The 22,323-nt window shown below is 59.0% G+C and carries 23 protein-coding genes; 11 read left to right on the top strand and 12 right to left on the bottom strand.

What is annotated here, in order from left to right; translation table 11 throughout:
• Positions 1-98 precede the first annotated feature (98 nt).
• Both Q7T36_RS13365 and Q7T36_RS13360 read left to right on the top strand, forming a co-directional pair.
• Complete coding sequence (locus Q7T36_RS13365; protein ID WP_304849393.1) at positions 99-308, top strand: SlyX family protein; 210 nt, start codon at positions 99-101, stop codon at positions 306-308.
• Positions 309-320: 12 nt separating this feature from the next.
• The gene (locus Q7T36_RS13360; protein WP_304849390.1) at positions 321-2,075 is read left to right on the top strand and encodes a cation:proton antiporter; all 1,755 of its coding nucleotides are present in this window, start codon (positions 321-323) and stop codon (positions 2,073-2,075) included.
• 42 nt (positions 2,076-2,117) lie between these two features.
• On the opposite strand, the gene Q7T36_RS13355 is transcribed toward Q7T36_RS13360, so the two are convergent.
• Complete coding sequence (locus tag Q7T36_RS13355; RefSeq protein WP_304849387.1) at positions 2,118-2,603, bottom strand: DUF4442 domain-containing protein; 486 nt, start codon at positions 2,601-2,603, stop codon at positions 2,118-2,120.
• Positions 2,604-2,645: 42 nt separating this feature from the next.
• Positions 2,646-3,134, bottom strand: coding sequence for a YajQ family cyclic di-GMP-binding protein (locus tag Q7T36_RS13350; protein ID WP_304849384.1), 489 nt, complete (start codon positions 3,132-3,134; stop codon positions 2,646-2,648).
• Between the two features lie 240 nt (positions 3,135-3,374).
• Between Q7T36_RS13350 and Q7T36_RS13345 the strand changes: the two genes are divergently transcribed.
• Positions 3,375-5,633 (top strand): alpha-glucosidase, encoded by a 2,259-nt coding sequence (locus Q7T36_RS13345; RefSeq protein ID WP_304849381.1) that lies wholly within the window; start codon positions 3,375-3,377, stop codon positions 5,631-5,633.
• Between the two features lie 121 nt (positions 5,634-5,754).
• Complete coding sequence (locus Q7T36_RS13340; RefSeq protein WP_304849378.1) at positions 5,755-6,402, top strand: MBL fold metallo-hydrolase; 648 nt, start codon at positions 5,755-5,757, stop codon at positions 6,400-6,402.
• Here Q7T36_RS13340 and Q7T36_RS13335 read toward each other — a convergent pair.
• Positions 6,399-6,965: a hypothetical protein gene (locus Q7T36_RS13335; RefSeq protein WP_304849375.1), complete on the bottom strand. Its 567-nt coding sequence runs from the start codon at positions 6,963-6,965 to the stop codon at positions 6,399-6,401. The genes Q7T36_RS13340 and Q7T36_RS13335 overlap by 4 nt on opposite strands.
• A gap of 280 nt (positions 6,966-7,245) precedes the next feature.
• Here Q7T36_RS13335 and Q7T36_RS13330 point away from each other — a divergent pair, with 280 nt between their 5' ends.
• Both Q7T36_RS13330 and Q7T36_RS13325 read left to right on the top strand, forming a co-directional pair.
• Positions 7,246-8,262 carry an alpha/beta hydrolase gene (locus Q7T36_RS13330; RefSeq protein WP_304849371.1) on the top strand — a complete coding sequence of 339 codons (1,017 nt, stop codon included), beginning with the start codon at positions 7,246-7,248 and terminating at the stop codon, positions 8,260-8,262.
• 116 nt (positions 8,263-8,378) lie between these two features.
• Entirely contained in the window at positions 8,379-9,401 is a 1,023-nt protein-coding gene (locus Q7T36_RS13325; RefSeq protein WP_304849368.1) for an NAD-dependent epimerase/dehydratase family protein, read from the top strand.
• Positions 9,402-9,407: 6 nt separating this feature from the next.
• Here Q7T36_RS13325 and Q7T36_RS13320 read toward each other — a convergent pair whose 3' ends face one another.
• Complete coding sequence (locus Q7T36_RS13320) at positions 9,408-10,052, bottom strand: TetR/AcrR family transcriptional regulator (RefSeq protein WP_304849365.1); 645 nt, start codon at positions 10,050-10,052, stop codon at positions 9,408-9,410.
• Between the two features lie 117 nt (positions 10,053-10,169).
• Between Q7T36_RS13320 and Q7T36_RS13315 the strand changes: the two genes are divergently transcribed.
• On the top strand, positions 10,170-11,069 hold the full coding sequence (locus Q7T36_RS13315) for a metal-dependent hydrolase (protein WP_304849362.1): 900 nt from the start codon (positions 10,170-10,172) through the stop codon (positions 11,067-11,069).
• Between the two features lie 27 nt (positions 11,070-11,096).
• Here Q7T36_RS13315 and Q7T36_RS13310 read toward each other — a convergent pair whose 3' ends face one another.
• Positions 11,097-11,957 (bottom strand): cation diffusion facilitator family transporter, encoded by an 861-nt coding sequence (locus Q7T36_RS13310; protein WP_304849359.1) that lies wholly within the window; start codon positions 11,955-11,957, stop codon positions 11,097-11,099.
• A 72-nt stretch (positions 11,958-12,029) separates the two neighbouring features.
• Positions 12,030-12,878, bottom strand: coding sequence for an alpha/beta fold hydrolase (locus tag Q7T36_RS13305; RefSeq protein ID WP_304849354.1), 849 nt, complete (start codon positions 12,876-12,878; stop codon positions 12,030-12,032).
• A gap of 287 nt (positions 12,879-13,165) precedes the next feature.
• On the opposite strand from Q7T36_RS13305, the gene Q7T36_RS13300 reads away from it, so the two are divergent.
• Both Q7T36_RS13300 and Q7T36_RS13295 read left to right on the top strand, forming a co-directional pair.
• Complete coding sequence (locus tag Q7T36_RS13300) at positions 13,166-13,810, top strand: TetR/AcrR family transcriptional regulator (protein WP_304849351.1); 645 nt, start codon at positions 13,166-13,168, stop codon at positions 13,808-13,810.
• Between the two features lie 95 nt (positions 13,811-13,905).
• Positions 13,906-15,354 carry a DUF4403 family protein gene (locus Q7T36_RS13295; RefSeq protein ID WP_304849349.1) on the top strand — a complete coding sequence of 483 codons (1,449 nt, stop codon included), beginning with the start codon at positions 13,906-13,908 and terminating at the stop codon, positions 15,352-15,354.
• Here the strand turns inward: Q7T36_RS13295 and Q7T36_RS13290 are convergent, their stop codons facing one another.
• From Q7T36_RS13290 to pilB, 5 genes are read right to left on the bottom strand one after another with little or no spacing between them, the layout of a single operon-like run.
• Positions 15,355-15,561 (bottom strand): DNA gyrase inhibitor YacG, encoded by a 207-nt coding sequence (locus Q7T36_RS13290; RefSeq protein WP_304849346.1) that lies wholly within the window; start codon positions 15,559-15,561, stop codon positions 15,355-15,357.
• A complete protein-coding gene (gene coaE / locus Q7T36_RS13285; RefSeq protein WP_304849343.1) occupies positions 15,554-16,162 on the bottom strand; it encodes a dephospho-CoA kinase in 609 nt (202 codons plus the stop codon). Before coaE ends, Q7T36_RS13290 begins: the two co-directional genes overlap by 8 nt.
• A gap of 3 nt (positions 16,163-16,165) precedes the next feature.
• Complete coding sequence (locus tag Q7T36_RS13280; protein WP_304849341.1) at positions 16,166-17,020, bottom strand: A24 family peptidase; 855 nt, start codon at positions 17,018-17,020, stop codon at positions 16,166-16,168.
• A gap of 8 nt (positions 17,021-17,028) precedes the next feature.
• Positions 17,029-18,261 (bottom strand): type II secretion system F family protein, encoded by a 1,233-nt coding sequence (locus Q7T36_RS13275; protein WP_304849338.1) that lies wholly within the window; start codon positions 18,259-18,261, stop codon positions 17,029-17,031.
• Between the two features lie 15 nt (positions 18,262-18,276).
• Positions 18,277-20,007, bottom strand: coding sequence for a type IV-A pilus assembly ATPase PilB (gene pilB, locus Q7T36_RS13270; RefSeq protein ID WP_370690123.1), 1,731 nt, complete (start codon positions 20,005-20,007; stop codon positions 18,277-18,279).
• 172 nt (positions 20,008-20,179) lie between these two features.
• Between pilB and Q7T36_RS13265 the strand changes: the two genes are divergently transcribed.
• A complete protein-coding gene (locus tag Q7T36_RS13265; RefSeq protein WP_304849335.1) occupies positions 20,180-20,479 on the top strand; it encodes a ComEA family DNA-binding protein in 300 nt (99 codons plus the stop codon).
• On the opposite strand, the gene Q7T36_RS13260 is transcribed toward Q7T36_RS13265, so the two are convergent.
• Complete coding sequence (locus tag Q7T36_RS13260; protein WP_304849332.1) at positions 20,476-21,141, bottom strand: sterol desaturase family protein; 666 nt, start codon at positions 21,139-21,141, stop codon at positions 20,476-20,478. The genes Q7T36_RS13265 and Q7T36_RS13260 overlap by 4 nt on opposite strands.
• Before the next feature lie 112 nt (positions 21,142-21,253).
• Here Q7T36_RS13260 and Q7T36_RS13255 point away from each other — a divergent pair, with 112 nt between their 5' ends.
• On the top strand, positions 21,254-22,264 hold the full coding sequence (locus Q7T36_RS13255; protein WP_304849329.1) for an alpha/beta hydrolase: 1,011 nt from the start codon (positions 21,254-21,256) through the stop codon (positions 22,262-22,264).
• Positions 22,265-22,323 lie beyond the last annotated feature (59 nt).

The raw sequence follows: 22,323 nt of genomic DNA, 5'->3' as shown, positions 1-22,323 counted from the left end.
GTAGCAAAGCCGGACCCCGATCGTGAGGGATAATGTCGGACGAGTGGCCGCCACTGCCGCTATACTTGCCGAAAACCCCTGAAAATCGAGGAAAGCCGATGTCTTCCGAGCGTCTGGACGAACTGGAAATCAAGATGGCCTTCCAGGAAGAACTGGTTGAGGCGCTGAACACCGTCGTGGTGCGGCAGCAACAGGACATTGATTTGCTGCAGCAACAAGTGCGCTACCTGTATCGGCAGATCCGCGACCTGAAGCCTGAAGGCGAGCCGTCCTCCACGCCGGAAGACGATATTCCCCCCCATTATTGAGGATTGCCGCGCATGCATGCCGACCTGTTCATCCAGGACCTCGCCATGATCATGATGGTGGCGGGGGTGGTTACGGTGCTGTTCCACCGGCTGAAATTGCCGGTGGTGCCCGGTTATATCCTGGCCGGGTTGATTATCGGCCCGCATACCCCGCCTTTCGCCCTGATCCATGACCAGCAGACCATCCATACCCTGGCCGAGTTGGGCGTGGTGTTCCTGTTGTTTTCGCTGGGGCTGGAATTCAACCTGAAGAAGCTGGCGCGGGTGGGGGCGTCGGCGCTGGTGGCGGCGACCATTGAAACCTCGGTGATGATCTGGGTGGGCTACCAGATCGGCCGGTACTTTGGCTGGCAAACCATGGATGCGGTTTTCCTGGGAGCGATGATCGCCATTTCCTCCACCACTGTTATTGTGAAAACGCTGGGGGAGTTGGGGCTGAAGAACCAGAAATTTGCGCAATATATTTTCGGCATATTGATCGTGGAGGACATCCTGGCAATTGCCATTCTGGCCTTGCTGTCCGGGGTGGCCGGGTCTGGCGCTATCAGCGTTGGGTCAGTGGCGGAGACGCTGGCGCAACTGGCGTTGTTCATGGTGGTGACGCTGGTGGTGGGCATCCTGCTGGTGCCGCGCCTGCTGACCTATGTGGCGGGGTTCCGCAGTCAGGAAACGCTGCTGGTGGCGGTGCTGGGGCTGTGTTTCGGGTTTTGCCTGCTGGTGACCAAGCTGCATTACAGCATGGCGCTGGGAGCCTTCCTGATGGGGGCGATCATTGCCGAGTCCCGGCAGTTGCGGCAGATTGAGCGTTTGATTGAGCCGCTGCGCGATACGTTCAGCGCCATTTTCTTCGTGGCGGTGGGCTTGCTGCTGAATCCGCAGGTGCTGGTGGATTATGCCTTGCCGGTGCTGGTGATCACGCTGGCGGTGATTGTGGGGAAAGTGGCCGGCGCCAGTTTCGGGCTGCTGCTGGCGGGTCAGAATGGTTCCACCGCGTTGCGGGCGGGTTTCGGCTTGGCGCAGATCGGGGAGTTTTCCTTCATTATTGCCAGTCTGGGCGTCAGCTTGAAGGTGACGAGTGATTTCCTGTTTCCGATTGCGGTGGCAGTGTCCACGCTGACCGCGTTTTTCGGCCCGTGGATGATGCGCGGAGCCGACCCCTTGTCACGCGGGTTGGCGAAGGTGATGCCGAAACGGCTGGTGCGGGTGTGGGAAACCTACGACTTGTGGCTGCAGAGCCTGAGTCCGCAGGACGAAGACCAGCAAATGCTGGCAAAGATGATCCGCCGGATTCTGGTGCATGCCTTTGTCAATCTTGCGCTGGTGATTGCCATCTTTGTCTCGGCGGCAGCTTTTTTTGACGGGGTGAAGGTGTATTTGCCGCAATTGATTCGCCATGAAGGTCTGGAAATGGCGGCGGTATGGGCCGGAGCCTTGTTCCTGTCCCTGCCGTTCCTGATTGCGGCGTATCGCAAGCTGAAGGCACTGAGCATGCTGCTGGCGGAGATGGGCGTGAAGCCGGAAGTGGCCGGGCAATATACGGTGCAGGCGCGCAAGGTAGTGTCGGAACTGATTCCGATCGTGGCGATGCTGGTGATGGTGTTGCTGGTGGCGGCCTTGAGCGCCAGCATTTTGCCGCCCGCGCCGTTGCTGCTGGCGGTGCTGGCGGGCATGGGGCTGATGCTGCCCTTGCTGTGGAAACGCTTTGTACGCCTGCATTCGCGTTTGCAGATTGCATTGATGGAGACGCTGGAGGAGAAGGGGGAATAGGGTTCAGGCCTGACGGTTTTCGTCCGTCAGGCCGGTGTTGCCTTAGCGCTGCTTCGGCACCCACGCCCACAACATCTCACACTTGATCGGCTCGTTGCCGCTTTCATCCGTCACCGTCACCGACACCAGCAGCTCACCCTTGGGTTCGGTCTGGATGCGGACAATATCTTCCGGCTTCAAATGCGCCACGGCCACCATGTCGCCCTGCGAACGCTTCAGGTAATCCACCTTCAGACTCTTGATCAGCGGCAGCTTGTCGTCCGGCAGGTTCATGCCCACGCAGAAACCGGTGGCGGTTTCGGCGAGCAGCGCCATGGCGGCGGCATGCACGTTCTTGATGTGATTCTGCACCTTGCGGCGGTTGCGGATGCTGACTACCACACGCTCGGGGGTCAACTCTTCATAAACCAGACCGGCCGTACCGACCAGGGGCACCACCGAGCCGAAAATTTTGGAAATAGCCTTGGCTCGAAGGTTGGCGGGCAGCCACTGGGTGGCGTTGACGAGTTTCTGGATCTGGTTGGTCATGTGGAAAAGTCCTGTGAGTGAGGCTGGAAAACCTAGGCTAACTCAGTCCTTGAAGTTATTGAATTGCAGCGGAAGGCCGAATGACTGTTCGCGAAGCAAATTCATCACCGCCTGCAGGGTGTCCTTTTTCTTGTCGCTGACACGCACCTTGTCACCCTGGATGCTGGCCTGCGCCTTGATGCCGGATTCCTTGATGGCCTTGGCGATCTTCTTGGCGGTATCACTGTCCAAGCCGTCCTTAAGCTTGATGATCTGGTGCATTTCCTTGCCGGACGCTGTCATTTTTTGCGGGTCCATGCATTGCGGATCCATCTTGCGCTTCAGCATGTGGTTTTCGAAAATGGCGAAAACCTGCTCCACCTGGAAGTCGGACTCCCCGGTCAGCTTGATCTCCTTGTTTTTCTCGTTCAGTTCCACCTTGACGTTGGAGCCGCGAAAGTCAAAGCGGGTGGCGATTTCCTTGGTGGTGTTACCCACCGCGTGGTTCACTTCAAACATTTCCAGTTCGGAAACGACATCAAAAGAAGGCATGGTGCACCTCGGCATACGAAATTGGCGCGAAGTCTAGCACGCACGGGGGATGGCCGGAACATCCCGGGCCAGGACCCCTGAGACGGTTTTCGCTTCTGTGCGGGTTGTCCGTTTCTCACAGCGATAATGACGCCTTTCAGCAATCCCTGACGGGAATAAACAAGTAGGATTGTCCGACAGTTTGGTGTTTTGGTAGGGCGCTTCCCGACCGGCCGGCTGATTCAATTTCGGGTGACATCCATGAAGCAAGGGTATCTGGGTGCGGTAATCGCACTGGCGATGGTGGGTAGCGGGGCGCAGGCCGCCAATGCTGTTCTGAGTGCTCCGGGCGCGACGACCAGTTCCGTAGGCGGTTTTACCGTGTACTGGACGGGCAGCAAGCTGCAGGTGAAGAGTGGCGCGCGCGTGGTCTGGGAAAGCAATTCCGGTGAAAGTTTTGTACGCGCCGGTACCCAGGCCATGCTCGCTACCGAGAATCGGGGATCCTTCACGGTTACCGAAAATATCCAGAGCCAGTGCACCGACCAGACCATCACCTCGTTCACGCAAAGCACCTCTGAAGTCGTTTTCAAGGGGCGATTGACGGGTAACGCACTGTGCGCCAGCGGTTATACCTTGAGCTTCCGCCAACCGCTGGCCGGGCATCTGCAATTCACCCTGAGCTTTGACAATGCCGCCGTCAATTACAGTGAGTTGGCCTATGCCTCCGTGGCGGGCGAACGCTTTCATGGCTTTGGCGAGCAGTTTTCCCTACTGGATCTGAAAGGGCAGGCGGTGCCTGTGCTGTCGCAGGAAGGTGGGGTGGGACGGGGGCATCAGCCGATCAGCGGGGCGGTGAGCCTGGGATCGCCCGGCTCCGCAGGCGGGCCGTTGACGACCTATTACGCGGTGCCGCAATACATCACCAATACGGCCAAGTCGCTGTTTCTGGAAGATACCCAGTATTCGGTCTTTGATTTGACGGACGCCGCCCGGGTGCGGGTCCGCCTGTTCAACTGCCGCATGACCGGTCGCATCCTGGCGGGCAATTCCATGCTGGACCTGATTACCCGTTTTACTGAATACAGCGGTCGCATGCGCGCGCTTCCGGACTGGTTCAATCAGGGCGCCATTGTCGGCATGCAGGGCGGCACCGCCAAGGTAACGGCGGTGCTGGATGAACTGAAGCGCCGGGGAACGCCTGTGGCCGGTGTCTGGCTGCAGGACTGGGTGGGTAAGCGCACCACCAGTTTCGGTTCGCAATTGTGGTGGAATTGGGAGTTGGACCAGAGCCGCTACCCGAACTGGAATGCGCTGGCAGACCGGGTGGAAGCGGGCAAGGGCCACATGCTTTGCTACATCAATCCGTTTCTGGTGGATGCTTCCGCCAAGGGCAACGTGCGCCGCAACCTTTACCTGGAAGCGGTGGCGAACGGCTATCTGGTCAAGCATCCGGATGGCAGCATCTACAAAGTCACCAATACCGACTTTGATGCCGGTATGGTGGATTTGACCAACCCGCTGGCGGTGACGTGGATTAAAGGCGTGATCAAGACGCAATTGATTGGGGAAGGGCGTTGCCGGGGCTGGATGCATGATTTTGCCGAAGCCCTGCCGCTGGATGCCGCGCTTTGGTCCGGAGTCAACGCCGAACGGTACCACAACCAGTATCCGGTCGATTGGGCGCGTATTGCCCGCGAGGCTATCAACGAAGCCGGGCTGGGCAACGATGTGGTGTTCTTCAATCGCTCCGGTGCGGCCCGCACCCCGGCCTACTCCACCCTGGTCTGGCAAGGCGACCAGTTGGTCACTTGGGACCAGTACGACGGTTTCAAGACGGCGATCCTGGCCACGATGACCGGCGGTTTCTCGGGCATTGCCCTCAGCCACAGCGACATTGGCGGCTACACCAATGCCTCCTGGAGCGGTATTGGCTATAACCGTGAGCAAGAGTTGCTGCAGCGCTGGATGGAGTTTGCCGCGTTCACCTCCGCCTATCGCACCCATGAAGGCCTGAAGCCGGAAGATAATGCCCAGTTCTACGACAATGCGACCACTTATGGCCATTTTGACAAATTCGCCAAGGTCTACAAGGCGCTGGCCTTCTACCGGACCCAGCTGTTTGCGGATGTGACGGCCAAGGGCTGGCCGCTGGTGCGGCACCCGATGCTGCACTACCCGAATGAGGCGGAACTGGCGACCCTGACCGATGAGTTCCTGCTGGGCAGCGAAATCCTGATGGCGCCGGTCGTTAACAAGAATGACTACAACTATGGCTGGAAGAAGGTGTATTTCCCGAACAAGGCCGGAACAACCTGGGTGCATGCTTTTACCGGTTATACCTATGGCAAGAACAGCAATGCCCCGGAAGCGCCGCTGTGGCTGCGCATTGCCAACCCCGCTTCAGGTAGCTGGCAATGGGTGTACGCACCCCTCGGCTCACCGGCCGCGTTTTATAAGCAAGGTTCGACCGTGGGTGCGCAGTTTGAAGCCAACCTGCGCAGTCTGGGTGTGAAATAAGCCCGGTTGAAAAAATGATGTAGCTCTTGGGCCTGCGCATGCAGGCCCTTTTTTATGGCGAATCGGGGAGGGAAATTCGGGCATAATTCCCGCCAATCAACCTGACATCCCGGAGTCCCCCATGGCCCTGCAATTCCGCATCATTCCTGTGACCCCCTATGAACAGAACTGCACTTTGCTCTGGTGCGATGAAACCATGGAGGGGGCGCTGGTGGATGCCGGGGGTGACCTGCCCAAGCTGCTGGCGGCGGTGGACAAGGCCGGGGTCAAGCTGGTGAAGCTGCTGGTAACGCATGGCCATCTGGATCATGTCGGTGGCGTGCTGCAACTGGCGGAAGACCGGCAGTTGCCGATTGAAGGGCCGCAGCGGGAGGAGAAATTCTGGCTGGACATGTTGCCGCAACAGGCGATGATGTTCCGCTTCCCGCCCGCCCGCGCCTTTGAGCCGACCCGCTGGCTGGAGCCGGGCGATACTGTGCAAGTGGGGAATCAGGAGCTGGAAGTGCGGTTTTGTCCGGGTCATACGCCGGGACATATTGTCTTCATCCACCACGCGTCAAAGCTGGCCATCGTCGGCGATGTGCTGTTTGCAGGCTCCATTGGTCGCACCGACTTCCCGCGCGGTGATCATGAAACCTTGATCCGGTCGATTCGCAGCCAATTGTTTACATTGGCCGATGACTTCCGTTTCATTCCCGGCCATGGCCCCATGTCCACCTTCGGGCAGGAAAAAGCCACCAACCCCTTTGTCGGCGGTCGTTTCGGCTAGAACGCCACGCCGATCACCAGTTTCGGGATCAGGCTGTTGGCGACGGTTTCGGTGGGGTAGCCGATCACCACCCATTTCACCCCGGCCCCTATAAACGGCCCGGCCTCCGTTTGTACCCCGATTTCCAGCCCCAGTTCCGCCAGCCCGAAGTGACGGGGCCGGTCCAGAGACGGCGACTCAAACTCACAGCCGCCTACCCCGGCTTCCACCAGGCCATAAACCGCCGGATTGGACGCCATGGGGTTGCCGCGCAACGAGGCTCCCACCGAGGCGTGACGAAAACGATTGGTCATGGCCCCGCCTTCGGTCACGGTGCGCATTTGCGCCAGATTAAGGTACAGCCCCGCTGCGGTTGGAAACGTCAGTTTGACCTCATGACCGCTGCCGGACGAAAAGCCGTACTGGCGGTAGGCGTCCGGCACCAGTTCATCTTCATCCACATCACTGAGCACCAGTCCTTCGCCAATCAGGGAGGCGCTGAAACGAAGCCTGGCGTCGTTTTCGCCAGCAATAACCGGCAGGGAGCACAGGCAGGCGAGAAACAGCATCAACAGTCTGAACATGATGGGTCGGAATCCGGGCACAGGCTGACATCATACAATGACTTCAATGCGCCGGAGAGTGGAATCGGGCCGGGTAGGGGCGGGTGGGGCCGACAACCCGCCGGACGGTGTGAATTACCGGATTATTGCCGGGATAAAGGGATGACAACCGGACAGGAGTGGCGATAAGCTCGGGGGATATAACACTAACCACATTCGGGCCGGCGGGATTTCCGGTCCCCCAGACAAACCGGGCAGTCAACGAGATCCATGCCTGCACCGGAGCGGAGCCGTTTCCCCCATGACCCAGCAACTAGCCTTCGCCACCGATCCGCATTTTCATCATCCGTCGTTTCACCGCCAGGTGGATTACCCGTTGAGCTGGCAGGCGCGGATGTTCAATCTGGTCACCAAGTTGACTGTGAAGCCGGTGCTGCAATACGCCGCCGTCACCAACAACACCATGAACGTCGTCAACCAGATATACCGGCTGACCAGCCCGTTCACCAGTCATGTACCTGATTTTGTGAAAATCACTCCGGTTTCCTTCGAGAACTGCTATGGGGAGTGGATACGCTCCGGCAAGCGACTGAAGGAAGAAAAGGTGATTTACTACCTGCATGGCGGCGGTTATTTCTTTTCCTCGATTGAGCAGCATCGTCCCCTCACCTGGCGCTTGTCGCGCTCCCTGCACCGGCCGGTGTTCGCCATGAACTACCGCAAGGCTCCGGACTGGCAGTTCCACCACTGGCTGGATGATGCCGTGACCGGTTATACCTACCTGCTGGACATGGGGTTCAAGTCGGAGAACATCATCGTCGCCGGGGATTCGGCGGGCGGCAACCTGACGCTGATCCTGATGCAGGCGCTGAAATTTTCCGGCATTGCGCTTCCCTCCGGCTGTATCTGTATTTCGCCGTGGACCGATATTGCCTGCGAAGGCGATTCCATGCACACCAACCGTGACCATGATCCGCTGTTTGCGGCAGCGGCGGTGGAGGCGCTGGGAGCGCACTACGCCAAGGGGGCGTCCACCTGGCATCCGTGGGTGTCGCCGCTGCATTCCGATCTGACCGGCTTGCCGCCCTTGCTGCTGATTGTGGGCAGCACTGAAGTACTGCGTGATGATGCCTTGCGACTGGCCGACCGCGCCCGGGCGTCCGGGGTGCCGGTGGTGTATGAGGAATGGGCGGCCATGCCGCATGTCTTTCCGCTGTTTGCCTTTTTCCTGCCGGAAGGACGCCGCGCCTACAAGCACATCGCCCGGTTTGTGCACGATCTGGAGAAGTATCACGCCGACGGCTATTCTGATCACTGACCGGCTGTCGGTAACGAGCCACCCCCTACGGCAGGGGGGTGGCAGGACGGCTCCGGGACATGCTATAGAGTCTTTTCAAAAACAATAACAGCCTCAATATACGGAGGGGCGTTGTCATGACGACTGTTCAGGATCCCCGTCAGATTCTTGTGACCGGCGGCGCCGGTTTCATCGGTTCCCATGTGGTTAAAACCCTGCGCACGCGTTATCCGCAGGCGAAGCTGCGCGTGCTGCATTTGCCGAAGGAAAACCTGTTCAACCTGCGTGATGTCGATGGCGTTGAATTGATGGCGGGCGATGTCACCCGGCAGGCGGATGTGGTGCGTGCCGTGGCCGGGTGCGACGTGGTGTTCCATCTGGCCGCCATCTACGCGCTGTGGTTACCCGACCTGGCACTGATGGACCGGGTGAACGTGGAGGGCACGCGGCGGGTGTTGCAGGCCAGCCTTGAAGCCGGGGTGAAGCGGGTGGTGCACACCAGCTCCATTGCGGTGTTTGCGGGGCAGGGAGCAGGAAACTCCGCTACCGAGGCGTCGCCGTTCCGGTTCTGGGAGAGCGCCTATTGCCGGTCGAAATACGACTCGCATGTGCTGGCGCGCCAATACGTGAAGCTGGGTCTGGACGTCGTCATCGTTTGCCCGGCGATGCCGATTGGTCCGGGGGATGTGGGCCCGACGCCTACCGGTCGCATCATTACCGAAGCCTTCAAGTCACCGTTGCTGATCGCCATGGATACCGGTCCCGGCTGCTACATTGATGTGCGCGATTGCGCCATGGGCCATGTGCTGGCGATGGAAAAGGGGCGCACCGGCGAAAGTTATATCCTGGGCGGACAGAATTACGATCATCATGAAATCATGATGCGTCTGGCGCTGATGACGGGCATGAACAAGCGCATTGTGCCGATGTCACTGAGGGCGCTGAAGCCGTTGACGGTATTGGCTACCTGGTTGGCGGACCATGTGACGCACAAGGCGCCGTTCTTTACGCCTGTTGAAGTCGAGGTAACCCGCAAGGGGCTGAAGTGCGACGCATCCAAGGCCCGCCAGGAACTGGGGCTGGTGGTGCGGCCGGTGGACCTCAGCATTCGCGATGCCGTGAAATGGTTTGCAGAGAACGGTTATATCCCCGCGCGGTGAATGTCGTTAGCTTCCTGAAAGCGGTGACGGCGGTGCGGCAAGCCCCGCCAGCAGCCGTTCATAGGCCACATAATGCCCCACCATGTTTGCCAGTCCCTCCGTCAGCTCCTCAAAGCTGACCGGCGGATTGGGGTCGGACAAATGCCGGATCACGGCAAACACCCCGCCGTTGATGAAGACGTAGCTCATGGCCGGAATATTGCGCAGCCGCATGTTTTCCGGATGATGCATCAGGTGGTTCATCACCAGTTCGGACAGGATTTTCATGATCGGGTCGAGATAGCCCTTGATATCCACCCGCATCGCCTGCCGGGCGCACTTCAGGTAGCGCTCATCGTTCCGCTTCAGGAATTCCCCGAAATGCGCCAGCAGAATGCGCACGGCTTCGGTCAGTTCCATGCGCATTAATTGCGGCAGCAGTGGCTGGATCATGGCCACCACATCGGTCACCAGCCGCTGGTTCATGGCTTCATATACCATGCCTTTATTGGTGAAGTACTCGTAAAGCGAACCGACGCTGATGCCGGCGCGTTCGGCGATGTGCCGTGTCGTCGTACCCGTCATCCCGAATTCGGCGACACATATGAACCCGGCCTCGATGATGGCGTCAACCGTGGCGCGGGAGCGTTGCTGGCGGGGCTTTCTGGGCATGATGATTTCCGAATTGAATCCGAACAATGATTCGGATTAATGTGTCATCAATGGATGTAACAGTCAATGGTAGACTGAAAAACCACCTCCAACCCGATGCCACCGGAGCCACATGCCATGAACATGCCCGCCACCCCGATTTCCACCAAGCCCCGCAAACTCGCCGGAGCCACGGTCGGCATTCCGCCACGCCAGATGGATTTCAGGCTTTCTGCGGAGGGCGCCCGCTATTTTTACGACAACAACGCCACCGCCACTTTGTTCTTCGCCATGCTGTCGGCCATTTTTCCGCCGGGAGAATTGTTCTTCATGGACACGGTGCGGCATTACCGTGACCGGGTCACTGACCCGGTACTGAAGGCCAAAATTTCCGGATTCATCGGCCAGGAGGCCATTCATACCCGTGAACATGAACGGCTGAACGAATTGCTGGCAGCGCGGGGCTTTGATGTGATGGTGGCGCAAAAAGGGGTGGAGCGGGGATTGAAGCTATTGTCGAAGCTGCCACCCAGCCAGCAACTGGCATGCACGGCATTCATGGAGCATTTCACCGCCTTGCTGGGTGAACGCCTGTTGATTGATGAGGGGTTCCGGGCCAAGGCCGATCCGGAAATGATCGGGTTATGGCAATGGCATGCGCTGGAGGAGCTGGAGCACAAGTCAGTGGCTTATGAGGTCTATGAGCTGATCGGCAACAGCCGGACCGAACGTTTGCTGAGCTATCCGCTAGTGGTGGCGGCTTTGCTGCCGCCGATTCTGGGCAGTTGGCTGTGGATGGTGGCGAAGGACGGGCAGGCCCTGAACTGGAAGGAAAACCGCCGCGGGCTGACGCTGCTGCTGGGGCGCAAGGGTTTCGTAACACGCATCCTGCCGCGCATGGGGCTGTTTGCCCGCAAGGATTTCCATCCTGACCGCCATCACACCGCCGCCCTGGAAAAAGAGTGGCGGGAAAAGCTGTTCGGGGAAAACGGCATGCTGAATGCGGCGTTCCGCAACCGCGAAGCGTTGGCGGCCTGAAGCCATGCCGTGGCCGGTCTCAACCAGCTATAGCGGCTCCAGATGTGTCAGGGTATGGGTGTTGGGCAGGGCTTGGTCGATCTCGGCTTCCATGGCGTCCAGCAGGTCATGCCCGGCCTGCACAGACCATTCGCCGGGCACTTGCACATGCACGGAAATGAATTTGCTGGCCCCGGATTGCCGGGTGCGCAGTTCCGTATAACGGGCGCCCTTGCTGCTGTAACTGTCCAGTATCTTGCGGATCACCGCCAGTTCCTCCGGGGGCAGGGCGGTGTCCATCAGTCCGGTTACCGAGCGGTACATGAGGTGGATGCCGGTCCAGACGATATTGGCTGCCACGAGCATGGCAATGATCGGGTCCAGAATATACCAGCCGGAGAGCGCCACCAGCGCCACCGCCGCCAGAACCCCGGCGGAGGTCCAGACGTCAGTCATCAGGTGATGGGCATCGGCTTCCAGGGTAATCGAGTGGTATTGCTTGCCCGCCTTGAACAACACCCGCGACACCCACAGGTTCACCAGCGACGCACCCACTGAAATCGCCATGCCCAACCCTACCTGCTCAATCGGCTGCGGGTCGAACAAGCGGGGAAAAGCGGTCCAGGCTATGCCGCCCGCCGCCACCAGGATTAGCAGGCCTTCCAGAGCGCTGGAGAAGTATTCCGCCTTGCTGTGGCCGTAGGCGTGGTCGTCATCGGGGGGTTGTGCGGCGACATGCAGCATGGCCAGCGCCATGATGGCGGCGGCCAGGTTGACCAGCGACTCCAACGCATCCGACAGCAGGCCGACCGAGCCGGTGAGGGCGTAGGCCAGCATTTTCAGGCTGAGCGTGATGAGTGCGGCGGCAATCGACAGCCAGGCAAAGCGGGTCAGTGAAGGCAGCGTCATGGACATGTACGGTTGATAAGGGCTGATGCGGCATCGTAGCACAATCCGCATCGGCCCCGGCTTAAGCCGGGCTTAGCTGTCAGAAGCCGGTGCCGGCGAGTCAAAATGCTCCGCAAGCCATTTCCGGATGCGCATGGCGGATTCATGGGGGCGTTCGGCCAGTGAGATATGGCCGCTGCCGGGAATCACTTCCAGTGTGTGGTCGGGAATGGCTGCAGCGGCAGCTTTCATGTCCGCCACGGGGCAATTGGCGTCATCTTCACCGGCAATGACCAGCACCGGTTGCGTCAGGCTGCACAGCCGTGGCAGCAGTGACGGACGGTCCAGCAACACCGAGCGGATGACCGGATACAGTTCAGGATGGGCGAAGGTGTCGCTTTGCTCCAGGAAATTCTGCAAAACTTCCGGGTGGCGGAGGCGGGTCTGGGGTGAAAAGAAGGCCTTGGCGATGCCTTCACGGAACACTTTCAGGGTGGGAATGAAACGGCTCATGGCCACTACGGCCAAGGTGGACAGTTTGGGCCGGGACTCCATGGCGAAAGGGGTGTTGGCCAGGATCAGGCCGCGGATGCGCCCGGAAGGATCATTAAGGCCGTGCACCACATCCACCAGTCCACCCCACGAAGTGCCGACCAGCACCGCCTCACGGACTCCCAGTGTAGTCAGGATGTCGTCCTGGGCTTTGGCGCATAATTCCAGTGTCAATGGACTCGGGCAGCCTTCGCTCCGGCCGTGGCCGGGGCCGTCCAGCAGGATCACCGGATTATCGAGCCATTCACAGAGCCCCAAATACAGGGAGTGGTCAAAAAAAATGGATGGCCATAGCAGCAGCGGAATACCGGCGCCGTCACGGCGGCGGACAAAAAGGTGGCCGGCGGAAGTCTGCACATGCTGTACGTGCCAAGTGCCGGAGCGGGGCATGGTTTCTCCTTGTGACCCGGGTGAGAAGCAGGTCTGTCTTCGAAGCGTGTTGTCATTATTAAAGGGCAGGATAATGCCCGGCCAAAGGCGGGTTTTCACCCCCAAGACCGGTTGGGGGCAATGCGCCGATAATGACGCAGGCCATGATCGAATACAATGCTTCATCAGGAGCAGGGGGCTATGTTTTGCGCCACGTTAGGTGTGTGAAGCCTCGTGCATTTGACCGGAAAACAGGCTAAACTTTACACTGTAAAGACGTTTGGCCCTTTGTCCGGTAAGGTATCGACATGACAGTGAAAATTCAGGCAGTTCCGGAGCCGCGCCCGCCCTATCATCACGGTGATCTGGCGCGCGCCTTGTTGCAGGCTGCCGGAGACCTCATTGAGGAGGAGGGGCTGGAGTCCTTCACCCTGCGCGCCTGCGCCCGTCGTGCGGGGGTTTCGCATGCCGCGCCCGCCCATCACTTTCGAGACCGCGCCGGTTTACTCTCCGCTTATGCCGGCAGTGTATTCCGCGACATGACCGCCCAAGGTCGCGTCCGTATTGAGGCGGCAGGCGCCAGCCCTTATGCACGTTTGAAGGCGGTGGGTTTGTCCTACATAGACTTCGCCATCCGGCGTCCGGGGGCTTTCCGACTGGTTTTCCGTTGTGAGGCCCTGGACAAGGAAAATCCGATGCTGAAGGAAGCGGGTGACGAATGTTTTGCATTGCTGGCGGATGTGGTGGGTAATTTGACCCCGCCTGAGCGGCAGGATCAGGTCTTTCTCTACAGCATGCTGGCCTGGAGCGTGGTGCATGGCTTCGCCCATTTGTGGTTGGAGGGGAATTTTACCCATGCCTTCGGCCGGCACGGCGCCGAACCGGAAGTGCAGGCCGATATCCTGGCGGGCCACATTCTGGACCTGATGAAACCGGCTTTCGGCAAACCCTGAAAAGGCTGGTCCCTGTTGGACACCGGGAGGACACCGGCATCCCGGTTGTGGCAAAATCCCGGCTTGAAGATCCACCCCATTCCCAGAGAATTCCTATGCGTACCGTAACCGTATGGCCTGTCCTTGCTGCCAGTTTCGCGCTGGCAGCCGGTTGCTCGGCGCCGCAGATCCAGCCGCCGCCGAATAACCCTCTGCCTTATATCATGCCCCCCGTCAGCCAGTCCGTGATCAACCTGCCGGTGACGCTGGATCTGGAGGCCTTGCGGGCGGAAATGCTGCGCCAGTCGCCCAAGCCGTTGTCGGCCTCCACTTCGACGCAATCCATTGGCATCGGCAAGGCCGATGTCACGCATCAGGTTTTTCTGCGTGACGTCAAGCTGGCTATTGCCGGTACTCAGTTTCTGGCGACCACGCAACTGGATTTCGCGCTGGACTCAAAAATCAGCAGCGCCGGTTTCAGCATGGGCGGCGTCAGTTGCGGCATGAATGGCGAGGAAATGCCGAGGATCGAATTCATCCTGCCCGGCAGCCTCTACTGGACCAAAGACGGAGATCTGGCGCTGCAACCGGACCCATGGCAATTGAAGTGGTTGAAGCCCTGTAATATTACCAAGCTTAACCTGCCGGTGGAAAAACTGCTGAACCTGCCGATTGTTCGCGACAAGGTGCAAGGGCTGGTGACACAGGCGATAACGGACAATCTGAAGCAGTTCAACTTGAAGTCCATGCTGGCCAAGGCATGGCCCGAACTGAACGAGCCGAGGGAAATCCAGCCGGGCGTCTGGCTGCTGATGCAGCCGGAAGGGGTGGGGTTAGCCGACATCAAGGGCTCCGGCCGGTCCGTTTCAACGGCGGTCAGTGTCATGGCGCGCCCGCAAATCGTTACCGGACCCAAGCCGGTTCGTCCGGCGCCACCCTTGCCGAAGCCGCAGCGGCTGACCGCTCCCGTTGACAGTTTCAGTCTGGCACTGCGCGGTGATATCGGCCTGGACACCGCCAATACCCTGCTCAATGAGAGGCTGGCCGGCAAGCCTTTTGTCGCCGGTGGACGGGAAGTGCTGATTGAATCCATCCGCCTCTATGGCAGCGGTGACAAGGCGGTGCTGGGATTGAAGCTGCAAAAGCCGATTGTGGCCGAGGTTTATATGCTGGGCCGCCCGGTGCTGGATGTGGCGGCCAATGAAATGCGTCTGGAAGATGTGGAGTTTGAGTTATCCACCAGCAGTTTTCTGGCGCGGACCGCCAACTGGATGTTGCATGGTACGTTCAAGGACGCGATCCAGCAGAACGCCCGCTTCAACTTCGACAAGGATCTGGCGGAGACGTTGAAGGACTTCAGGGATTACCGGCAGGATCTGGGATATGGCATGAGCTTGCGGGTGCAGGTGGCGTCGGTGAAGCCGCAAGGGGTGTTCTTTACGCCAACCGACCTCAAGGCGCTGGTGCTGGTGGATGGCAAGCTTGCGCTGGAAACGACTCCCGATAAGGTGCAGGGAACCGTGCCTGCGGCTTCCCGCGCCGTGTCCCCGGCGGGAACACTCTAGTCAGTCCTCGTAATCCGGGGCTTCATCCGTGAAGTCCCGGCCCTGCTTCAGCGGGACCCGGTATTCTTCGGCGGCCCATGCCCCCAGATCAATCAGCTTGCAGCGCTCGCTGCAGAAAGGACGGCTGGGGTTGCCGCTCCACCGGGATGGTTTGCCGCAGCGGGGGCAGGGGAAGGCGGGCGTGGACGCAGGGGTGTTTTCAGCCATGATTCATCTCGTCGGCCAGCGCCAGATATTGGCGGTGCAGGTGCTCCAGTTGCAGGTACAGGTCCTCGCGGTCACCTTGGTTGACGATAATGTCATCAGCCCGCTTCAGCCGTTCTTCCCGTGACATTTGTACAGCCATGATGCTGGCAATCTGCGCCTCGCTGACGCCGTCGCGCGTTGATGCACGGGCCTTCTGGGTGGCCTCCTCTACATCGATGACGATGGTGCGACCGCAAAAACCGGCTTGGCCGGTTTCAAACAGCAAGGGAGAAACCAGCACAGTGTAAGCGGAGGCGGCGGCCTGAAGATGCCGGAGAATGCGTTCACGGATGGCGGGGTGTGTAATGGACTCCAGCACGGCGCGTTCGGCAGGATCTGAAAATACGCGTTGTCTCAGGGCGGCGCGATTCAGCGACCCGTCCGACAGCAGGATGCCGGGGCCAAAGTGGCGGCTGATGGCGTTCAGGGCCGGTTCACCGGGAGCTACAATTTCCCGCGCAACCTGGTCGGCATCCACCACTTCAATGCCTTGTTCGGCCAGCCAGTCACTGGCCACCGTCTTGCCGCTGCCGATACCGCCCGTTAATCCAACAATCAGCATGGTTCAGTGCTTCCAGGTGCCCAGATACCAGTTGACGATCTCCGGTCCGCCCAGCATGGCAATGAACCCCGCGATGGCCAGATAAGGGCCGAAGGCGAAAGGGGCGTTTTGCTTGCGGACGGCTATGTAGATGCCACCGATAACAGCACCGACAAACGAGGACAGAAGGATGATCAGCGGCAATTGGGATGGCCCCAGCCAGGCCCCCAAGGCCGCCAGCAGCTTGAAGTCACCATAACCCATGCCTTCCTTGCCGGTCACCAGCTTGAACAGCCAGTAAACGCTCCATAGGGACAAGTAACCGAAGGCTGCTCCCAGAACGGCTTGATCCAGTGGAACCCAAAGCCCTTGCATGTTGACTATCAGTCCCGCCCACATCAACGGCAGGGTGATGACATCGGGCAGGTACTGGGTGTCAAAATCAATCATGGTCAGGGCGATCAGCGCCCAGGTCAGACCAAGAGCGGCCACCATCTTGCCGGTGGGGCCGAAGATGGCGAACACCAGCAGCGACAATAGTGCGGTGGCCAATTCGACACTGGGATAGCGGGGTGATATCGGAGCCCGGCAGGCGCTGCATTTGCCTCGCAGGAACAGCCAGCTCAGCACCGGGATGTTTTCGATGGCGGTAATCCGATGCCCGCAGTGAGGGCATCGGGAGTGCGGCAGCACCAGGTTGAACCGGGGAAACTCCGGACGCGGCAACTCCAGGATTTCCGAGGCCTGAATGCGCCATTCATGGTTCAGCATCACCGGTACGCGGTAAATGACCACGTTCAGGAAACTGCCGATACAGAGCCCGAGCAGGAATATCATGCCCCCTGCGAACAGGGGGCTGGTTGCCAATAGTTCAATCATGGGTCTTATCAGCCTACCACCGCACCCATCTGGAAGATTGGCAGGTACATGGCGATGACCAAGCCGCCGATCAGGACGCCCAGAATGGCCATGATAATGGGTTCCATCATTGAGGTAAGGCCGTCAACGGCATTGTCCACTTCGCTCTCATAATAGCTGGCAACCTTGTCCAGCATGGAGTCCAGCGCGCCGGACTCTTCGCCGATGGCAACCATTTGCAGGGCCATGGAAGGGAAAATGCCCGATTGCCGCATGGCGAAGCCCAATTGCTGGCCGGTCGCGACGTCGTCGCGGATACGGAGGATGGCTTCGCGGTAAACCACATTGCCGGAAGCACCGGCGCAGGACACCAGTGCGTCAATCAAGGGCACCCCGGCCGAGAAAGTCGTGGACAGGGTGCGGGCAAAGCGGGCAATAGTGGACTTGAAAACCAGGTCGCCGAAAATGGGCAGCTTCAGTGACATTCTGTCCAGAAAGTTATTAAAGGCCACGGATCGTTTCTTGGCCTCGCCAAACCCCCCGACTGTGCCGACTATGATGATCAGCAGGATGAACCACCATTTCTGCATCCATTCCGACATATGCACCACCATCATGGTGAAAGCAGGCAGCTCGGCGCCGAAGCCGGAGAACAGGGATTGAAATACCGGAACCACTTTCAGCAAAAGGATTACGGTCACAATCACAGCGACTACGACCACGGAAATGGGGTATTTCATGGCCTTTTTAATTTTCATCTTGAGCAATTCGCTCTTTTCCTTGTACTCGGCCACACGGTCAAGCATGGTTTCCAAGGCACCGGATTGCTCACCGGAATTGACCAGGCTGCAAAACAGATCGTCAAACAGCAGGGGGTACTTGCGCAGTGATGATGCAAAATTGCTGCCGCCTTCGACTTCGGCCTTGATGCCGAGCACCACGTCACGCATGGAGGGGTTGTCCAGGCCCTCGGCGACAATTTCGAAGGATTGCACCAGCGGAACGCCGGCTTTCATCATGGTGGCCAGCTGACGCGTGAACAAGGCGATGTCCATGGGGCTGATTTTTTTCTTTCGGGCACCGCCGCCTAACAAGCCGCTGCTCTTTTTATGAATTTTGGCGACATTGATGCCTTGCTTGCGCAACTGTGCCTTGGCCAATGCGATATTCTTGCCGGAGATTTCGCCTTTTGTTTTCTGGCCGCGCTTGTCCGTGCCTTCGTAGGCAAAGTTGAGCTGTACTTCCGCTTTGTTGGTTGCCATTTCCGTCACACTCGATTAGTCAACACCGGTCACCCGGTTGATTTCGGTCAGGCTGGTAACGCCAGCCATAGCTTTTTTCAGCCCGGAGCGTCGCAAATCCGGAAAGCCCTCGGCCTTGGCAGCCTCGGCAATCTCGATGGAATTGCCTTCTTCCATGATAATGCGTGCAATTTTCGGGGTTACTTTCATGACTTCGTAAATGCCGACCCGGCCCTTATAGCCATCCCGGCACTGATCACAGCCCACCGGCTCATAGATGGTGAATCCGGTGGCCAGGTCAGCATCGGTGAACCCCAACTCCAGCAGGCTGGCGCGAGGTACATCCATGGGCTTCTTGCAGGCGCTGCACAGCCGCCGTGCCAGACGCTGGGCGATGACCAGATTCACCGAGGTGGCGATATTGAAAGAGGGGACCCCCATGTTGCGCAAGCGGGTCAGGGTTTCCGGGGCGCTGTTGGTGTGCAGGGTGGACATTACCATGTGACCGGTCTGCGCGGCCTTGACGGCAATTTCCGCCGTTTCCAGATCCCGGATTTCACCAATCATGATGATTTCCGGATCCTGACGCAGGAAGGCTTTCAGCGCCGAGGCGAAGGTCAGGCCGACTTTGGCGTTGACGTTGACCTGGTTGATGCCTTCGAGGTTGATTTCCACCGGGTCTTCGGCGGTGGAAATATTGTTTTCAACCGTGTTGAGGATATTGAGCCCGGTATACAGCGACACTGTTTTGCCGGAGCCGGTGGGGCCGGTGATCAGCAGCATGCCCTGGGGCTTGTCCAGGGCACCCATGAACAGCGCCTTCTGATCTGCCTCGTAACCCAGCATGTCAATGCCCAGAGAGGCGCTGGAGGGATCCAGGATACGCAGACAGAGTTTTTCGCCGAACAGCGTGGGCATGGAGTTGACCCGGAAGTCGATGGCCCGGGTTTTTGAAAGTTTGAGCTTGATCCGGCCGTCCTGAGGCACCCGCCGTTCGGAAATATCCATTTGCGACATGACTTTCAGGCGGGCGGAAAGCTTGGTGGCCAGTTGCACCGGCGGCCTGGTGATTTCGCGCAGTACGCCGTCCACACGAAAGCGGATGCGGTAGGATTTTTCGTAGGGCTCGAAGTGCAAGTCGGAGGCGCCCATCTTGATGGCGTCGAGCAGGATCTTGTTGATGTACTTGACGATGGGGGCGTCGTCTTCACCCATGGAGGAACTGCCAGAGTCCCGGGCAGCCGCCTCATCGCCGGAGGAAATGTCCAGGTTTTCCAGATCGTCATCCAGACCGTCGAAACTGGCGTTGCTGGTGCTTTCCAGAATGCGCTCAACCAGCTTCAGCAGCCGGTCTTCCTCGACGACTATGGTTTCCACCGTCATACCGGTGTTGAAACGGATGGCGTCGATCACTTCCACCCGGGTCGGATCGCTCATTGCCACAAACAGCCGCTTGCCGCGTTTGAATATGGGCAACACGTTGTGCTTGCGGATGATTTTCTCGTCCAGCACATCCTTGGGGATGTGGTCGGTATCGATCATGTCCAGGTCGATCAGCGGATCGCCGAATTCGTCAGCCATCATCCAGGCGACCTGGGAAGCCTTGGCAATCTTGTTGGCGACCAGATAGGACACCAGCGAAACCTGTTCACGCTGTGATTCGGTCAGCGCCTTTTGCATGGTGCTGGCTTCAACAACACCCTCCAGGACCAGGCGTTTGGCCAGGCCGCCGAATGAGGGGGCGGAAGAGGAGGGTGTCACTGCCATGCGGGTACCTGCTGCCGTTGTTGTATTTCTTGGTGAGGAAACAATGCTAAGATTCTGGAATATAAATCAAATCCTGCATACCCGCCAAGCGTTAGCCGGTAATTATCACCGGGACGCCGGGATGCGTGAAGTATTATTGTAGACGGAAAGAGCCAACGGCATGGAGAGCCAGATGTCCAGAATGTGCGTTATTGTCATTTTTATCGTTTGCTTCGGGGATTTTGCGCTGGCCGGAGAGCCGGTTTGCACGGTTGCGGCAGTTGCCGGCGACGCCCGGGTCAATATCAATACGGCGGATGCGGCGACCTTGGCTGATAAACTGAAGGGGGTTGGGCTTCGTAAGGCGGAGGCCATAGTGGCCATGCGTCAGGCCAAAGGGAAGTTTTCGTCGTTGCAACAACTGGATGAAGTCAAAGGTATCGGCCCCGGTATTCTGGAAAAGAACCGGGACCGCATTGTCTTCAAGGACTAGGCGACTTCGCGGACAAAGTCCGGCATCGCTTCTTCAAGACCAACGGCGCGTTTACGGGCTTCTTCGGCGAGGTTGGCGTCCAGCTTCTCGAAGGCGCGGGGTGCATACTTGCGGGCCAGGGTGTTGAGCCTGTCCTCAATGAACCGGGGCAAGGCGATACCCAGCGGATTGGACTCCTGCAGGTCTTCCGATGAAATGACCCGGGTGCCCATGATGTAGTCAAACCAAGGCTTGGTCACACACCAGTTGGCATCCTGATTGGTGTTCATGTGATGGTCATAGTGCCAGGGGATTTTCTTCTTGCCCCATTCGGTGTCCAGATGGGACTGGCTGTGCACATGCCAGTAGTTCCAGGCGCAATACCAAGTGGTCAGTGTAAAGAAGGGAGCGACCGGGAACACCACGCCTGTTGCGGCGCAAAGCTTTAGCAGTGCAGCCACTTCGGCCTTGGCGTCGGGGCTGTTGTCAAAGTCCGCGTAGAGGTCGTCATCGCGGTATTTTTGCAGGCGCACACGGCGGTGGTGTCCCCAGTGCCGCTTCATGAACGCTTCGGATATGGACTTGCGGCCGCCTTCCGGTTGCGGAATGCCGTGCAGGGCATACTTATGGAGATACCATTCTGTGGCGTTGGAGGCGAGAAGACCCAAGGGGATTCCAATCATAACTTCACCTGTGTGACTATACTTGCGGAAACCGGACGCTCCAGTGTCGCCGAAATCGGGTACGTTCGTACTGATTTCAGAATAGCACCGGCTGGCGTACTGACTTGACTTGATGCGCCAAAAAACCCACCTGCCTTCCCTCTGGATTTCCGGAGATGCCTGTCGAGGTCGCCCCATGTTCCAGCCGGAAGCCGTCATTGCCGCGATCCCGGATTTCCGGATGGATTCCGTCTGGCCCGCTTCCGGCCCCCTGGACGGGTACAGCCGGTATTACGCCCTGGATCAGGAGCGCCGGTTTCCGGGCCTGCGCCACGCCGGTGGGTGGATCGAAGCGGCCGGATACCGGGTGCTGATGCAGGTATTCATTCCCCGGAACTGTCGCGGCACGCTCTTTATTGTCCATGGCTATCTGGAGCACAGCGGTCTCTACCCCAAGTTGTTGCCGCAGATTTTGCGGGCGGGTTATGCGGTTGTGATGCACGACCTGCCCGGCCACGGCCTGTCATCCGGCGCCCGGGTCAGCATCCGTGATTTTGAGGAATACCAGCAGGTATTGCGGGCGGTTCAGGCGCAGAGCCAGAGCTTGCCTGCGCCGTGGTTGGGGTTGGGGCAAAGCACCGGCGGTGCGATCCTGATGGAGCAGGTGCTGGCCGATGTTCAGTCGGGCCGCAAGCCCGTCTTTGACCGGCTGCTGCTGCTGGCGCCACTGGTGTTGCCCACACGCTTGCAGTGGTGGCAGATCCGCAGCGCTTTCTGGTTGTACGGTTCCTTGCGCAGCGTGATGCCGCGCAGTTTCCGCCGCAACAGCAGTGATGATGCCTTCCTGAATTTCATCCGTCGGGAAGACCCGTTGCAGGCCCGCTGGATTCCACTGGACTGGGTGACGGCGATGAAGCATTGGGTGACGCGTGTCCATCGTTATCCGCCGTCCGGTTTTCCGGTCTGGGTGGTGCAGGGTGAGCGTGACACAACTGTCAACGGACCCTATAACATCCGCTTCCTGCGCCGCCGCTTTGATGTACGGGTCAGCCTGAAGCTGGCGGAAGCTTCGCACCAATTGGCCAATGAGCGGGACGATGTGCGGGCTCCGGTTGACGGCTTGTTAACGGATTTTTTGCGTTAATGCATTTATTGGATGGCAATATGGCTTCCGCTTCGTCGCCGGACTGCTGCAAGGCCCCG

The organism is Fluviicoccus sp. (assembly GCF_030646115.1).
Taxonomy (GTDB): domain Bacteria; phylum Pseudomonadota; class Gammaproteobacteria; order Pseudomonadales; family Moraxellaceae; genus Fluviicoccus.
This window is presented reverse-complemented; position numbering and strand designations above follow the sequence as displayed.